Source organism: Nonlabens tegetincola (assembly GCF_002117085.1).
GTDB lineage: Bacteria > Bacteroidota > Bacteroidia > Flavobacteriales > Flavobacteriaceae > Nonlabens > Nonlabens tegetincola.
Map to the genome: position 1 here is coordinate 239,526 of NZ_CP019342.1, position 15,407 is coordinate 254,932.

Consider the following 15,407-nt stretch of genomic DNA (forward strand, 5'->3'; position numbering starts at 1 on the left):
TTTTACCTTATGAAATTGGATTATCATAACATCAAGGCCGAAGGTAAATTTACCATTACCAACTTTCAATGTGGTCCTTCCTTGAACTTACTAAAGGAAGATGGTATGTATAAAATTATTTGGTGTTATAAAGGAGAGCAAGAAATGATGGTTGATGGGTATGACTTATTGCTCAAACAAAATCAAGTACTGTTTTGTACACCAAATAATATAGTTGAGGTCCCAAAGAACAATCACGGTTTGATTGCCTTTGTGTTTAATCGTGAGTTTTATTGTATTCAACATAATGATGAAGAAGTAAGTTGTAATGGACTGTTATTCTATGGCTCGTCCACTGCGCCGGTAATTTCATTGTCAGATAAACAATCTCGTAGCTTTGATGCCATGCTTTTACTTTTTCAAGAAGAGTTTGAGACTAAGGATCGTATTCAAGGTGAAATGTTAAGAACGTTGCTTAAAAGAATGTTGATTACCAGCACTCGATTACTCAAAGAAAATGGTTTGTCTGAGGAACTCTCTATTAAACAACTTGATTTATTTAGACAGTATAACATTTTAGTAGAGCAACATTTTAAGGAAAACCATCAAGTAAGTGATTATGCAGCCATGTTGTATAAATCACCCAAAACCTTATCCAATTTGTTCAAAAAAAACAATTTAAAATCGCCCTTACAGATTATAAACGAGCGCATTGTTGTAGAAGCAAAACGCTTGTTGAGAAATTCTCAATATAGCGCCGAGGAAATAGCTTTTGAATTAGGATACAACGAGGCTAGTCATTTCTCTAAGTTTTTTAAAAAACATGTAGGAATATCACCCTTGCAGTATCGCAAGGATCACTAGAACTTTCTAGCTGTTAAACCACTAGGGATATATAACTGGCGACTGTCATACATATTGATATACAAATCTAGAGTGTCTTTACTTCCTTTGTAATAAACGCGGTACTTATCTAATAAAGCGACACCTTTAAAACCATTTTTTGATTTCATAGGGCAACAGCTTCCGGCTCTGTAATATTCGAGTTCTTCTCCATTAGGACCAGCTAGTGCATTTAGAAAGCGTCGTTCATTAGTTGGACCTTCGTTAGAATTAACGCCACCTACCATGGCAGGCTTGTCAGGTGAATATCCATAATCCTTATCAGTTGCCTTGGCAGTTACAAGAAAGGCATAAGAGTTTTGAAGAATTTGGGTTTTCTCTACACTTGTATCTTCAGTTTTTGAATTACTTTTTTCAAGAGCAGTTTTAGTACTATTGCAGCTCGTCATAAAGATAAAAAGTGTAAATATGGCTAGGTTTTTCATTTTGAAATTTTGGTTTATTAAAAATACAATCTTTAAAACAAAAACAGGCAGTCCTTTATGAATCTGCCTGTTTTCAATCAACCAACTAACTATGAAAAAAATACACTTTATACAGTAGCAGCTTCCAAAGCTTGTGCTTCTGGAAAATCTACCGGCACTTGTGTAGTATTGTGTAGGTAATTTGAAATGGTTTTATCACCTATTAAAACGATAGTGTCTACTAGATTTTCTTGCGAATATCCAGCATCAAAAAAAGCTTCTATTTTATCATTATCTGCGCGACCTCTATTTTCAGTAATATTTTTGGCCAGCGCTGCAAGAGCGTTGTAACTCTCATTATTACTAGATTTTCCTGATCGGAACTCCAGGATTTCCTCGTCAGTAAATCCATTCATTTTTCCTATTGCAGTATGAGCGCTCAAGCAATATTGACATTCATTCACCTGGCTTACTGCTAGGTTTACGATTTCTTTTTCTTTATTATTTAAAGAAGTTTTGGCGCTAGAGAAATTCAAATAATTACTCAATGCATTATTGGAAAGCGCATAGGTCGCGTATAGATTAGGTACAAACCCTAATTGTTTCTCAAGGTTGTCAAAAATTCCTTGATTTGTATTGTTAACTTGATCTCTTGTTGGGACATTAAAAGTTGCCATATTGTATCTATTTTATTGTACTTGTTTGTTTTGTTGGTACAAATATCCGATGTGAATAGACCTTTAGAAATGTGGTTATTTCCTTATACGTTATCAATAATTCCCGATACTTAAATTTTGTGCTCTTAGACTTATATTTAAGGAAAATTTGAATGCATGAAATGTTTAAAATTACTCTTGACTTTATTGGTTGTTTTAGCTTGCGCCAAAACAAATTCACAACAACTACCAGAACCACCAGAATCTCAAAAACTTTACGAATCTCAAAACTTTAGATTATTAGGTCCGTTTAGAGGTGGCCGTAGTGCCGCTGTTACGGGTGTGCCAGGAAAACCTAATTTGTTTTATTTCGGAAGTACCGGTGGTGGAGTGTGGAAAACACAAGATGGTGGTAGAACCTGGAAGAATATCTCTGATGGATTTTTTGGAGGATCTATTGGTGCTGTAAGCGTTGCACCAAGTGATCATAATGTAATCTATGTAGGTGGTGGAGAAAAAACAGTGAGAGGAAATGTATCTAGCGGATATGGTGTGTATAAAAGTGAAGATGCAGGTAAAACATGGAAGTCTGCAGGATTACCTAATAGTAGACACGTACCTCGTATCGCTATCGATCCCAATGACCACAATATAGTTTACGCAGCTGTACTAGGTAATATTTACAAACCCACAACAGATCGCGGCGTCTATAAATCGACCGACGGTGGTAAAACATGGAGCAAAAAACTTTATGCCAACGATATGGCAGGAGCTGTTGATTTAATCATAGACCCTAACAATCCACGTGTATTGTATGCCAGCACTTGGAGACTTCAACGCACACCTTATAGTTTAAGCAGTGGTGGTGATGGCAGTGCTTTATGGAAAAGTACAGATTACGGTGAAACATGGAAGAAAATTTCTTCCAATGAAGGTTTCCCTCAAGGTACTTTAGGAATAATGGGTATTACTGTATCACCAGTAAGTAGTGACAGGTTATATGCCATAGTTGAACATAAAGACAAAGGTGGTGTTTATCGTAGTAATGACGCTGGCCTTACATGGCGACGCACCAATAGCGACCGTAGTTTAAGACAAAGAGCTTGGTATTACACACGTATTTATGCCGATACTGAAGACGTGGATAAACTTTACGTAGTAAATGTAAGCTACCATAAAAGCGTTGATGGTGGTAAAACCTTTGAAAGTGCCAGAGCGCCTCATGGTGATCATCACGATTTATGGATTGCACCAGAGGATTCAAATAGAATGATCATGGCCGATGACGGTGGCGCACAAGTAACCTACGATGGCGGTCAAACCTGGAGTACCTATCACAATCAACCTACTGCTCAATATTATAGAGTAACCACAGATGATAGCTTTCCTTATCGAATTTATGTTGCACAACAGGATAATGGAACGATTAGAATCCCTCATAGAACCACTGGTCGTAGTATAACAGATAAAGACTGGGAAGGAACCGCTGGTGGAGAAAGTGCTCACATTGCTGTGGATCCTAAAAATAACGATATCGTTTATGGTGGTAGCTATGGTGGTTATCTTACTAGGGTAAATCATCAAACTAAATCGGTACGTGCGGTAAACGTTTGGCCAGATAATCCAATGGGTCATGGCGCAGAAGGAATGAAATACCGTTTTCAATGGAACTTCCCTATTATGTTTTCAAAACATGAACCTAATAAATTATACGCGTTCTCAAATCACGTTCACGTAACTACTGACGAAGGTCAAAGTTGGGAACTACTAAGTAAAGATCTTACACGTAATGACCCTACAAAATTAGGTCCTAGTGGTGGACCTATTACAAAAGATAATACAGGTGTAGAATACTATTGTACCATTTTTGCCGCTGCCGAATCTCCTGTGAAAGCTGGTGAATTATGGGTAGGAAGTGATGATGGACTAGTACACCTTACTCGCGACGGCGGGAAAAACTGGCAAAATATAACTCCTAAAGGACTGCCAGAATGGGCTCAAATAAATAGTATTGAACCTAGTCGTTATGACGCAGCCACATGCTACGTAGCAGCAACACGATACAAGTTAGGAGACTTTGAACCGTACCTGTTTAAGACAGACGATTACGGGAAATCTTGGAAAAAAATAACCACCGGTATACCAGACGAGCATTTTACGCGTGTTATCCGTGAAGATGACAAAACTCAAGGTATGTTATACGCGGGAACCGAGACTGGATTGTACATCTCCTTCAACGATGGTAAAAATTGGGAAAGTTTTCAACTTAATCTCCCTATAGTTCCAGTAACAGATCTTGCTGTGAAGAACAGTAACCTAATCATCGCAACTCAAGGAAGAAGTTTGTGGATTCACGATGACTTAGATTTAGTTAGACAAGGAGTGCAGCACACGCTTTCGCGAAAGCAGAATGAAAACATTCTTTTCAAACCAAAAACTGCCTACAGGATGGCAGGAAATGGTAGGCCAGGATCTTTAACTGCAGGGACAAACCATCCAGCTGGTGTTCAAATTCACTTTTATTTACCGAAATTAAATGAGAAGGACAGTGTGGCACTTAGTTTTTATGACGATAAAAATAAGTTGATTAAAAAGTATGCTACTTACGACAAAAAAAGTCCGCTCAAGGCAAAAACCGGTGCAAATCTATTTAATTGGAATACTCAATACGACGGTGCCGAACAGCTAAAAGGTATGATTCTATGGTGGGCAAACCTTTCTGGGCCAAAAGCTGTTCCTGGTAATTATAAGGTAGAATTAGAGATTAATGATGAGAAGTTAAGTCAACCTATTACCATTATCGCACCACCAAATAGTGAGGCAACTGTGGCAGACATGCAAAAACAGTTTGATTTCATAACCGAGGTAAACGCAACGGTTGACAAAGCGCATAAGAGTATTAAAAACATACGAGAGTTTAATAAGAAACTTACTTCATTTAAAAACCTCTATAAGGAGGATGAGAGAGAAGAAGTAAAAGAAATGGTGGAAATGGCTACTCAAATGCAAAAGAAATTCAATGAAGTAGAAAAAGCGCTGTATCAAACCCAAAACCGCAGTGGTCAGGATCCATTAAATTTCCCAATTCGTTTGACGAATAAGTTGGCTCATTTAAATAGCCTAACAGGAATGAGTGATTTTGCGCCTACTAATCAAGCGATTCAAGTGAAAAATGAGTTAACTAGTGCGATTGAATTACAACTTCAGGAGTTTGACAAGGTACTCCAATCAGATATTAAGCAGTTCAATAATAAGTTTAACGAGATTAAACTAGATTACTTAATGTTGGATAAAGAATAATTCTAGCATAATTAAGATCAAAATCCGCAGAAATAATCTCTGCGGATTTTTTATTTTACCCGTAATGTATTGATATTCAATATATAAAAAATTTAAAAAAAGTTTTTTTATTTAAACTTTTGAATACATTTGACCCCATGATGAGCAGCAATCATTTTTTTAAACTGCGCATCGCCTTTTTAAATGAAAATTGTTTTCAGATTCGGGCTGGAGGACATAAAGAAGTCTATCCTCACAGCTGCTCTAGGTATAGAGAACCGAATTTTATGGCTGACTTCTGAAATTCAATCTTATCTACCAGGTAGGATTAACTCTTATTTAATTGTTAATCAACCTTCTCTTCATTTTTTAAACTTTAATAATTAGTAGCTTTAAGCTAACTAATAATCGACATATAGCTTTATATAATGAAGAACAAGTATATTGATCTTATTGATCAAACCTTCTATTTTCCTCAAGAGGAATTTGAATTAAAAAACAATTGGCTACAATTTCACGGTATTGACCTTAAACAATTAGTAGCTGATTATGGATCGCCTTTAAAATTTACCTACTTACCTAAAATTTCGCAAAATATAAAAGCGGCGCAAGGATGGTTTCAGGATGCAATAAAAGCACATGATTATAAAGGAGAATACCATTATTGTTATTGTACAAAAAGCTCGCATTTTAAACATGTGCTAGATGAAGCGTTGAAAAATAATATTCATATTGAAACTTCAAGTGCTTTTGATTTGGACATAGTTCAGCAGCTTAAAAAAAGCGGAAAAATAAAACCAGATACTTACATTGTGAGTAATGGTTTTAAACGTGACCAGTACATTGACAACATTGCACAATTAGTTAATCAAGGACATGATAACTCAATTAGTGTTATTGATAATTATGAAGAATTAGGGTTGTTGCGTGGTGCAATTAACCGTCCGTTTAATGTAGGAATACGCATTGCTAGTGAAGAAGAACCTAAATTTGAGTTCTATACTTCAAGACTAGGGATTGGGTATAAGGATATTGTTCCTTTCTATAAAAAACAAATACAAAACGATGAAAAAGTATCACTCAAAATGTTACACTTTTTCATAAATACAGGAATTAGAGATACTGCTTACTATTGGAATGAGCTCAATAAATGTTTGAATGTTTATGTACAGCTCAAAAAAATATGTCCAGAATTAGACAGTCTGAATATAGGTGGTGGATTTCCTATTAAGAACTCACTTGCCTTTGAATACGACTATGCCTATATGATTCATGAGATTGTAGGTCAAATTAAACAGTATTGTGTTCAGGCAGGAGTAGATGAGCCTAATATTTTTACTGAGTTTGGAAGCTATACCGTGGGAGAAAGTGGTGGTGCTATTTTCCAAGTGCTGTATCAAAAACAACAAAATGATCGTGAAAAATGGAACATGATCAACAGTTCCTTTATCACAACATTACCAGATACTTGGGCCATAAATAAGCGATTCATCATGTTACCTCTTAACGGGTGGAATAATGAGTATGAGCGCGTATTACTAGGTGGTCTTACTTGTGATAGTGATGACTATTACAACAGTGAACAACACATGAATGCTATTTATTTACCTAAATACAATAAGGATAGACCGTTGTTCCTTGGATTTTTTAATACAGGTGCTTATCAAGAAACCATTGGTGGATTTGGTGGTTTACAACACTGCTTGATACCACAACCTAAACATATTCTTATAGATAGAGATGAAGAAGGCAATTTAACTACTTCACTTTTTTCTGAACAACAAAAATCTGAGCAGCTTTTGTCTCTTTTAGGTTACAGTGAGTCACCACTTACAGTAGCAAGTGAAGAGGATGTCGAGTTGCCTGAAACAATCAATTACTCTATTTAATCCTTTCATAAAAAATGAAACTTTCATCGACTTATGCAGGAATTCCAGATGAATTTGGAAACCTGAATAACGCAAAAACAGTATTAATTCCAGTTCCTTACGATGGTACAAGTACCTGGGGAAAAGGAGCCGATAAAGGTCCTGATGCTTTTCTAGAAGCCTCAGAAAATATGGAGTTGTACGATATTGAAACAAATACTGAAGTTTACAAGCAAGGTATTTATCTAGCACCAACTATTGATGAAAATTCAAGTCCAGATGCTATGGTAAATGCAGTTTACACTGCAGTCAAAGGTCACGTAAACCGTAACAAATTTGTCACCTTATTTGGTGGTGAACACAGCATTTCTATAGGCGCCATGCGTGCTATGAATGAACAGTATCAAGATTTAAGTGTATTACAATTGGACGCTCATGCCGATTTGAGAAAAGAATACATGGGATCGCCATACAATCATGCTTGCGCTATGTATGAAGCAAATGAAAATATGAACTTGGTTCAAGTAGGAATACGCAGTATGGATGTTGCAGAAACTACTGTAATGAATAAAGACCAAGTATATTTTGCACATGAAATGATTACCGATGATTACTGGATGGATAGCGCTATAGACGCGCTTACAGATGATGTGTATATCACGTTTGATTTGGACGCTTTTGATCCATCTATTTTACCAGCGACTGGAACTCCAGAACCTGGAGGACTTCAGTGGTACGAGACTCTAGAGTTTTTACGACGTGTTTTTGAGGAGCGCAATGTGGTAGGATTTGATATAGTAGAGCTGTGTGCAACTGGCGATTACAAAGCTTCGGCATTTGCTGCGGCAAAACTTTATTACAAAATGTTGAGCTACAAATTTGCTAGCGATGAGCAAGACCTTGATGGTGATTACGCTTTCGCGAAAGCGGAAAAAAACAATGTAAAATCTGAAAAAATTGACGACGATGAATACTAAAGGAGCTATTTCTCAATTCATAGAAAACTATTACTTGCATTTTAACGCAGCTGCACTAGTTGATGCTGCAAAAGGTTATGAAGATCAACTGGCAGCAGGCAACAAAATGTTGGTGTCACTAGCAGGAGCTATGAGTACTGCCGAATTAGGTAAAATTTTTGCTGAAATGATTAGGCAAGATAAAGTTCATATAATTTCTTGTACAGGTGCAAACCTAGAAGAAGATGTCATGAATCTTGTAGCGCACAGTCATTATAAAAGAGTTCCTAATTATAGAGACCTAACACCGCAAGATGAATGGGATTTACTAGAAAAAGGCCTTAATCGCGTTACCGATACTTGCATTCCTGAAGAAGAGGCGTTCAGACGCCTACAAAAGCATATCTACAAATTGTGGAAAGAAGCAGAAGATGCAGGCGAACGTTATTTCCCACATGAATTCATGTATAAAATGTTGTTATCTGGTGTTCTAGAAGAGTATTATGAAATCGATTTGAAAAATAGCTGGATGTATGCTGCGGCACAAGCTAATTTACCTATCGTGGTACCTGGATGGGAAGATAGCACCATGGGTAACATTTTTGCTAGTTATGTGATGAAAGGTGAATTAAAAGCAAGCACAGTTAAATCGGGTATTGAGTATATGACAATGCTAGCAGACTGGTACACCGAGAATACTAGTGATAGTGGTATAGGATTCTTTCAAATAGGTGGTGGAATAGCTGGTGATTTCCCTATTTGTGTGGTTCCTATGCTTTATCAAGATATGGAAAGAACCAATACACCATTCTGGAGTTATTTCTGTCAAATAAGTGATAGTACTACTAGTTATGGATCTTATTCTGGTGCCGTGCCTAATGAAAAAATTACTTGGGGTAAGCTAGATATTGATACTCCTAAATTTATAATAGAAAGTGATGCTACTATCGTAGCTCCTTTGATTTTTGCTTATTTACTTAACATGTAGTCATGAAACAAGACGCTATTTCTTTCAAACGAGTTATTATAGATTATAAAAAACTCAATGATCAAGTATTACAATTACTTGTAGACAGATATCCAGATGGGTATGATGATAGGGATATTATAAGTTTTAGAAATAAGGATTATGAATGGGTAGATTGTGTTGAGGTGCGCACGCACGATACCATTTATCTAGTTAAAATCAGTAAAAGGCTTCAAACAGCTATGGAAGCCTATGAGAGTGATGTTGAAGAGGAAGACATTACTAATGAACTTGATGACAGTGAGGACAGCATGCTTCCAGAAAATGAAGATGCTGATTTTCAACCAGAAGTTGACTTTTAATTTAGAATGAAAATTACTGCCTGTCATGTAGCAGATCAAATAGACTTAAAGGAATTAAGTCTTAGTTTAAGTGGTAGACAGCTCAATTCTGTAAAGGATGAGCTGTTTATAAAAACAGAATCTGGTGAATATTTACAAGTATTAAGTTATGGAGTAGTATGTTCAACCAGTGATTTTCATAGAATAACAGAACAATTACAATTAGTCAAAAAACAGGCTAGTAATTGGTATGGATACCAGGAAGAAAACAGTGATTCTTTTCAACTTGAGCTATTTAAGGAGCGATTACAATTGCACTACAACCAGTTAGATTTAATTGACGATGATCCTCAAAAGATAAGAATGGTCATGTTGCATTTGTCACAATCTGTAACGCTTTCAACCTACGCTAGTAAGGCTGAGGATCTTTTAATGGAGACTAAAAAACACACATACTTGCTAGAACGTGATGGAAGACTTCAAATAAAAGGGAAGAAGCTCAAGAAGTATATAGGTGGAGTTCTTAATATTAAAAATGATATCAGTGAGCACCTTTATATTTTTGATTCACCAGATGAGGTTTGGGACGATGAAAATTTAAACGACATCAATAATGCTCTTAAAAAAGCATTTGACGTACAAGAACGTTATAGAATCATCAAGCAACAGTTGGATATTGTCAAGGAAAACCTGGATCTATTTAAAGAGATTATGTTCCATAATGAAAGCAGTAGATTGGAGTGGATCATCATCATACTCATCGTTATAGAAGTAATAGATTTATTTATTCTGAAGTTTTTATAGAATAGTAAATTTTTAAGAACAAAGCCCATGATACTTATGTTTCTTGGGCTTTTTTAATACAGTATTTCGATAAGGCTGAGCTTTGGATGATATAGATAAGATTGTAGTAATAAATAAGGAAATCTTCAGGTCTGATTACTAAATGCTGCTAGTAACGAATACTAAATTCTTCACAAGATTAAAACCTTACTCTCAATCCTGCATAAGTATTAATGCCTGGAGCTGGTTCAAAGTACCTGCCTCCAAAGGCGTTGATACGAATGTTATCGTTGTACTTTTGATCAAATAAATTATTTATTCCTGCAAATGGAGTAAGGCTTACTCCGGATAATTGAAACTTGTAAGATCCACGTAGTTGACCTATGATTACTTCTGGTTCTACAGTGCTGTTTGCATCGTCAGTAAACATTTGATCACGATATTGAGCGCTCATAGTAATATTGAAACTGTCTTTGGTATAAGTAATCATGAGTTGAGCCAGATGTCTGGGAATGGCAGGTAAATTGTTTCCTGAAAAATCACCATTAGGTAGCTCATAGTTTTGATAGGTGAAGTAGGAGAAATTGTAAGTAAGTCCAGTGCTCCAATTAGGATTAAAACGGTATTGTGCAGCAATTTCAGTTCCTAACCTTTCACTGCTACCGGCATTTCTAAAGAACGTTCTGTCTGGAAAGTCCTGCAATTCAAAAGGAACAATATCATCGGTAGTAAAGGTGTAGAATAGGGTAGAAGTCAGATTTAATTTTTTGAATTTACCACGATAGCCTATTTCAAAATTTAATGCCTGTTGAGCCTCTAGATTTTGATTAAAGCCGCCATCATCCTCTGGGTTTGCACTCAACTCACTTAATACTGGTGTTTCATAACTGTTGGATACAGTAGCATAGAATTGATTCTTGTCATTTAATTTATAGGCTGCACCTGCATTTAAACTGAATTGATTGATTGTAATGTCATCGTTATTGATTCCATCAGATTCAAATTCATCGCTCACGCTTAATTCATTTATGTCATAGCGCACGCCAGCATTTACCGTCCATTTTTTCCATTCATAATCTTGCAAATAGAAAAAGCCTAAACCACTAAATCTTTCGTTTTGATTAAGTGTTACGGTGCCGCGTTCACCTTCCAGATTTTCAAATCGGCGTCGGGCATCATTTTGATAACCGTAGTCTATTCCTAATTGCTGTTTGAATGAAAGATGTTCTTTTTTAGAAACTCTAGTCGTATTAACTCCAACTCCAAAATAGTTTCTGTTTAAATCAATCGCTCCACCAAATTCAAAAGGCAATCTAGCTTCAAAGTCTCTATAGCTGTAAAACCCATAACCGTTGAAAGTCCAATTACCTGTTTGATGCTCCAAACTTGTTCCTAGTTTAACTTGCTGGACTGCTTCCTGAGTTTCAAATAATAGGTTACGATCACGTGCTTGCCTGCGTTCTGTTGAGATAGCTTCTGCATTAAGACTACCTGGATCTTCTGCTTCGGGACTATTTGCATAGTTCAATTGAAAATTAAGCTTGGTGTTTTTTGAAAGATCATGAAACGATCTATAGTTGAACAAATAATTCTCAAAACCACTTTGATCCCGATATCCATCAGTTGTGATTTGATTAGCGTGTATTACATAACGTGAAGCTTCTGTTTTAAAACCAGCAGTTACTTGAGATTGTAGCATGTTATAAGATCCTGCCGTAAGTCCTATTTCTACAAAATCTTTTTTAAAGTCGTCTATCGTATTTACGCTTATAACTCCACCGCTAGCATTACCGTACAAGGCACTAGATGATCCTCTTAAAACAGCGATATTATCAATAATCCCTAGAGGTAAATTATCAATTTGCCCTTGACCATCAGGAGTAGTTTCAGGAATACCATCAACTACTAACTTTATCCCGCGTATTCCAAACGCACTTCTCGCGCCAAAGCCTCGTATGCTTATCCTTAAATCTTGTGCATAATTATTGGCGTTCAGACTAAAAACCCCATTCAATTGATTAAGATATTCTTGCAATGATAATTGCTGTTGATTTAGGGCGCTTTCGCGAAAGCGAACTCTAGAAAAACTAGCAGTTACTTGATCTGGGTCTTTATCAATTCTAGTCACCTTAAGAGCGACCGTATCTAAAGGTTGAACCTGTGCTTGATTTACTTGAGCTATACTTTTTAATACGCTAAAAAGTAATAGTATAAAAAGGATTTGTTTCATGTCTTATAGTGGGATAAAGGTACACATGAAACCTAGTATAGTCGTTAAGGCTATAATAAAAGCATTGCCGTTCCCATGACGATCATTATGGCGTTTTCAATAAAAGTAGCTTCAGTCATAGGTAGTTTTAAGGCAGTTCCCAAACAAGCACATTGAATTTTTCTTTTGTTGAGCAATGTTTGAACTACTCCACCTGTGGTTATGGACAAAATAACCAAGGTTATTAAGATAGCTATGTTTGTATTAAATCTTAATAAGAACATGAGACCGAGTGCGGTTTCAATAAAAGGATAAATCCAACCGTAAGCAGGAATTACTCGTGCAAGTGGATCGTACATGCTAAAACTAACTGGAAATCCTTTTAAATCTAACAGTTTAAAAAAACTGAAAACTATTAGGAAAAGCCCCATGAAATCTAGCATGATTGCTCTTATATCCCAAGTGTCTTTATGCAGCAGCAGGCTTGCAGTGGTGATGTAAAAAAGAATGAGAAACAAAGGTTTTAATTGCTGTAGTTTGCTGGGTTCGTCGCTAGGCAATTCTTGAGCGGTACGATCTGACTTTTTGCTTATCGTATATTTTTCAGCAAGGTGTTGTTGCAACTCCTCAATCTCGATGTAGTTTTCTACCTCAAGAGTACCTTCTTTTTCTGATAGTGATACGCTTGCTGTTTTCACAGCAGGAATTCCCTGCAATTGTTGTTCAACATCGCTGCGACAACCATTGCAGGTCATACCTTCAATATGAATGATTTGTTTCATTATTGTTTTCTTTTGATAGCTGTTTTTTTGTAAAAAACGAGTTCTCCCTTACGATAATTGGCGATGATCAGTTCGTCATCGTTTTGAATTACATCAGTAGGTTTATCAATACCTTTTTCAATAATCTGTTTTAGATCACCCATTCTATCATAAATAAGGATTCTATCGTTTTCAAAGTCTGTTAAAAATAACTCGGTTGCGGTAACGTGAATACCCGTTGCTGCTTTTAGATTGTCGTTCATACCTATTTCCATCACCGGTTCGCCATTTTTAGTCCACACTTGGGCACGATCGTTATAAGCATCTGCGATGTACAGGTAGTTTTCCATTATTTGAACATCTGTAGGATAGTAGAATTGTCCTAGCTTTTTCCCTTCACTACCTAATGATTGCCACGTACCGTTTGAAAAGTACAATACGCGATGGTTGTAAAAATCGGCAATGGCAATTTCATCCTTAAACATACTTATTGATGCAGGTGCATCTAGGGAATCGGTAATTGATAGGTAACTTTTATTTGTTCCTTCTATCACAGCAATAGAATCTTTCCCGTACTCTGGTATGAACAATCGTTGAGTTGATTTGTCTTTGACAAAGTCCAAGTGCATGGGACGTTCAAACTCACCTATTGTTTGGGTAATTTCACCTGTATGGTCAACCTTAACCACTCGATTGTGGTCGCCATCACTCAATATGTATTGATTATCGTCGCTAACTAGTCCTATAGGATTAATTCCATCTAGACTTATGCTTTTTTCATAGGTCCATTCCGTCTCTACAGGTTGTTGTGAACAGCCTAGTAAAACTACCGAAAGTAAAACGTATATCAATTTCATTATTGAACTCTTTTATAATGACAACATCCAGGTAGTTGATCATATACTTGATCACCGGCTTTGGTGTTTTTCGTATCATGACCTACTTGGGCTACTTTTTGTTCCACCTGATTGACGGTAGTACTACCATCGTGAGAATAAGTAAGTTGTTTACTGTCCACGTCCCAAGTAGCGCTTGCAACACCAGGTAGATTAGACACTGCTTTTTCAATTCTGGCCTTACACATACCGCATTTTCCGTTTACCCACAATTTATTTTCTTGTAATGGTGTGCTGGCGACTTCATTATTGTTGCTTGCATTGGTTTCTACATCACCATTTGCTCTTCTAATAGTGGCAAGATTGGGTGTGTAACCTGCTTTTTCAACTTGTTTGATCACGGCTTGCATGCTTAGTGACTTTTCTGCTGGATAGGTGAAACTAAAATCTCCCGTTTCAATATCGATGGCGACATCTTTTATCCCTTTAAATTCCTTGAACTTTTTCTCTAGGCCATAGGCACAGAAAGGACATCCCAATCCATCGACTTGAATTTCAAAAGTATCTCGTTCTTGGTTGTTTTGTGATTCCGCTTTCGCGAAAGCGAACAAACCAATTAAAATGCTAAGTATATAAATGCTATTTTTCATATTATTTTTTTAAAAAGTGTAACGTGTTCCTAAAAACACAGAGTAATTAAGGGCTCTATTATCATCAATTTCCTGAACCAAAGGCAGCTGTACTGCTAGGTCAAAAGTGATGTTCTTGCGAGCGTACTGAATACCTTGCGCATAGAGTAGCTGGTACCAATCGCGCTCGTGCAACCAATGGCTGCTGTATTCAAAATATAGATTGAGTTGTTTATTGGGATACTGTGGCTTTAATAAAGGCAAACCAAAACCTAGTTTTGCTCGCATTTCATCCAGTGTGCCATCTGGCATCCAGTTGTAACCAACCTCGGTACTGATACCGTATTTTAAGGTCTCGATTCCAGATACGATACCGTAATAACCAGCATATTTACCTGTGCTTATATCCATTACATCAATTTCCTTACCTGTAGGAAGCGTTTGTAATGTTTTGGCAACCATACGCCAAGTTTTACCAGTTCCATCCTTACGATAGAATTGATATTTCCCCATGATTTTTAAATCTGCTAGGCCATTGCCCGATTGATCTTGTAGATCATAAATTGTAAAGGGTACATGCAGCGCTACCAGTGAGTTTGCCGTAGGTAAATAATGCAACATGACTGGAGCGTATAGAACAGATCCACGCTCAGTTTGTCGGTATTCAATTAGTGTTTTTGTTGTAAAGCTTTTGCCGCCTAACATGATAGGTTTATCGGCAGTTATAGGTGGTCCTTGTGCTGTAGCTAGATAACTAGACAACAAGATAAAACCTCCTAAAATGATGTTTTTCATTGTATGATTAATTTAAAGTAATGAGCTGATTTTTAAAATTT

The 15,407-nt window shown here is 36.6% G+C and carries 14 protein-coding genes; 7 read left to right on the forward strand and 7 right to left on the reverse strand.

The window, feature by feature from the left end; all coding sequences use genetic code 11:
• The first annotated feature begins 9 nt into the window (after window positions 1–9).
• Window positions 10–843, forward strand: a complete 834-nt coding sequence (locus BST91_RS01230; RefSeq protein WP_085774188.1) for a helix-turn-helix domain-containing protein — start codon at window positions 10–12, stop codon at window positions 841–843.
• Here BST91_RS01230 and BST91_RS01235 read toward each other — a convergent pair.
• Together BST91_RS01235 and BST91_RS01240 are read right to left on the reverse strand one after the other, a co-directional pair.
• Entirely contained in the window at window positions 840–1,307 is a 468-nt protein-coding gene (locus tag BST91_RS01235; RefSeq protein WP_085774189.1) for a 2-dehydro-3-deoxyphosphooctonate aldolase, read from the reverse strand. The two genes, BST91_RS01230 and BST91_RS01235, sit on opposite strands and share 4 nt — an antisense overlap.
• 107 nt (window positions 1,308–1,414) lie before the next feature.
• Window positions 1,415–1,963 carry a carboxymuconolactone decarboxylase family protein gene (locus tag BST91_RS01240; RefSeq protein WP_085774190.1) on the reverse strand — a complete coding sequence of 183 codons (549 nt, stop codon included), beginning with the start codon at window positions 1,961–1,963 and terminating at the stop codon, window positions 1,415–1,417.
• Window positions 1,964–2,119: 156 nt separating this feature from the next.
• On the opposite strand from BST91_RS01240, the gene BST91_RS01245 reads away from it, so the two are divergent.
• From BST91_RS01245 to BST91_RS01275, 6 genes are all read left to right on the forward strand, one after another.
• Window positions 2,120–5,242 (forward strand): VPS10 domain-containing protein, encoded by a 3,123-nt coding sequence (locus BST91_RS01245; protein WP_060523100.1) that lies wholly within the window; start codon window positions 2,120–2,122, stop codon window positions 5,240–5,242.
• Between the two features lie 407 nt (window positions 5,243–5,649).
• On the forward strand, window positions 5,650–7,110 hold the full coding sequence (locus BST91_RS01255) for an arginine decarboxylase (RefSeq protein WP_085774192.1): 1,461 nt from the start codon (window positions 5,650–5,652) through the stop codon (window positions 7,108–7,110).
• 14 nt (window positions 7,111–7,124) lie between these two features.
• Window positions 7,125–8,066 (forward strand): agmatinase, encoded by a 942-nt coding sequence (gene speB, locus BST91_RS01260; RefSeq protein ID WP_085774193.1) that lies wholly within the window; start codon window positions 7,125–7,127, stop codon window positions 8,064–8,066.
• A complete protein-coding gene (locus BST91_RS01265) occupies window positions 8,056–9,033 on the forward strand; it encodes a deoxyhypusine synthase family protein (protein WP_085774194.1) in 978 nt (325 codons plus the stop codon). Before speB ends, BST91_RS01265 begins: the two co-directional genes overlap by 11 nt.
• Window positions 9,034–9,035: 2 nt before the next feature.
• Entirely contained in the window at window positions 9,036–9,374 is a 339-nt protein-coding gene (locus BST91_RS01270; protein ID WP_042279823.1) for a hypothetical protein, read from the forward strand.
• Between the two features lie 6 nt (window positions 9,375–9,380).
• A complete protein-coding gene (locus BST91_RS01275) occupies window positions 9,381–10,157 on the forward strand; it encodes an RMD1 family protein (RefSeq protein WP_085774195.1) in 777 nt (258 codons plus the stop codon).
• Between the two features lie 178 nt (window positions 10,158–10,335).
• Here the strand turns inward: BST91_RS01275 and BST91_RS01280 are convergent, their stop codons facing one another.
• From BST91_RS01280 to BST91_RS01300, 5 genes are read right to left on the reverse strand one after another with little or no spacing between them, the layout of a single operon-like run.
• A complete protein-coding gene (locus BST91_RS01280; protein ID WP_085774196.1) occupies window positions 10,336–12,366 on the reverse strand; it encodes a TonB-dependent receptor family protein in 2,031 nt (676 codons plus the stop codon).
• 50 nt (window positions 12,367–12,416) lie between these two features.
• Window positions 12,417–13,127, reverse strand: coding sequence for a heavy metal translocating P-type ATPase (locus BST91_RS01285; RefSeq protein ID WP_085774197.1), 711 nt, complete (start codon window positions 13,125–13,127; stop codon window positions 12,417–12,419).
• Window positions 13,127–13,963, reverse strand: a complete 837-nt coding sequence (locus tag BST91_RS01290; RefSeq protein WP_085774198.1) for an NHL repeat-containing protein — start codon at window positions 13,961–13,963, stop codon at window positions 13,127–13,129. The genes BST91_RS01285 and BST91_RS01290 overlap by 1 nt, the downstream gene beginning before the upstream one ends.
• On the reverse strand, window positions 13,963–14,592 hold the full coding sequence (locus BST91_RS01295; protein WP_085774199.1) for a heavy-metal-associated domain-containing protein: 630 nt from the start codon (window positions 14,590–14,592) through the stop codon (window positions 13,963–13,965). Before BST91_RS01295 ends, BST91_RS01290 begins: the two co-directional genes overlap by 1 nt.
• 9 nt (window positions 14,593–14,601) lie before the next feature.
• Window positions 14,602–15,366: a hypothetical protein gene (locus BST91_RS01300; protein WP_085774200.1), complete on the reverse strand. Its 765-nt coding sequence runs from the start codon at window positions 15,364–15,366 to the stop codon at window positions 14,602–14,604.
• Window positions 15,367–15,407: the final 41 nt, after the last annotated feature.

Excerpts from the sequence above, each read along its gene's own strand:
- BST91_RS01285 (WP_085774197.1), bottom strand. The coding sequence starts at position 13,127 with ATGAAACAAATCATTCATATTGAAGGTATGACCTGCAATGGTTGTCGC.
- BST91_RS01295 (WP_085774199.1), bottom strand. The coding sequence starts at position 14,592 with ATGAAAAATAGCATTTATATACTTAGCATTTTAATTGGTTTGTTCGCT.
- speB (WP_085774193.1), top strand. The coding sequence starts at position 7,125 with ATGAAACTTTCATCGACTTATGCAGGAATTCCAGATGAATTTGGAAAC.
- BST91_RS01280 (WP_085774196.1), bottom strand. The coding sequence starts at position 12,366 with ATGAAACAAATCCTTTTTATACTATTACTTTTTAGCGTATTAAAAAGT.
- BST91_RS01275 (WP_085774195.1), top strand. The coding sequence starts at position 9,381 with ATGAAAATTACTGCCTGTCATGTAGCAGATCAAATAGACTTAAAGGAA.
- BST91_RS01265 (WP_085774194.1), top strand. The coding sequence starts at position 8,056 with ATGAATACTAAAGGAGCTATTTCTCAATTCATAGAAAACTATTACTTG.
- BST91_RS01235 (WP_085774189.1), bottom strand. The coding sequence starts at position 1,307 with ATGAAAAACCTAGCCATATTTACACTTTTTATCTTTATGACGAGCTGC.
- BST91_RS01245 (WP_060523100.1), top strand. The coding sequence starts at position 2,120 with ATGAAATGTTTAAAATTACTCTTGACTTTATTGGTTGTTTTAGCTTGC.
- BST91_RS01270 (WP_042279823.1), top strand. The coding sequence starts at position 9,036 with ATGAAACAAGACGCTATTTCTTTCAAACGAGTTATTATAGATTATAAA.
- BST91_RS01290 (WP_085774198.1), bottom strand. The coding sequence starts at position 13,963 with ATGAAATTGATATACGTTTTACTTTCGGTAGTTTTACTAGGCTGTTCA.
- BST91_RS01230 (WP_085774188.1), top strand. The coding sequence starts at position 10 with ATGAAATTGGATTATCATAACATCAAGGCCGAAGGTAAATTTACCATT.
- BST91_RS01300 (WP_085774200.1), bottom strand. The coding sequence starts at position 15,366 with ATGAAAAACATCATTTTAGGAGGTTTTATCTTGTTGTCTAGTTATCTA.
- BST91_RS01240 (WP_085774190.1), bottom strand. The coding sequence starts at position 1,963 with ATGGCAACTTTTAATGTCCCAACAAGAGATCAAGTTAACAATACAAAT.
- BST91_RS01255 (WP_085774192.1), top strand. The coding sequence starts at position 5,650 with ATGAAGAACAAGTATATTGATCTTATTGATCAAACCTTCTATTTTCCT.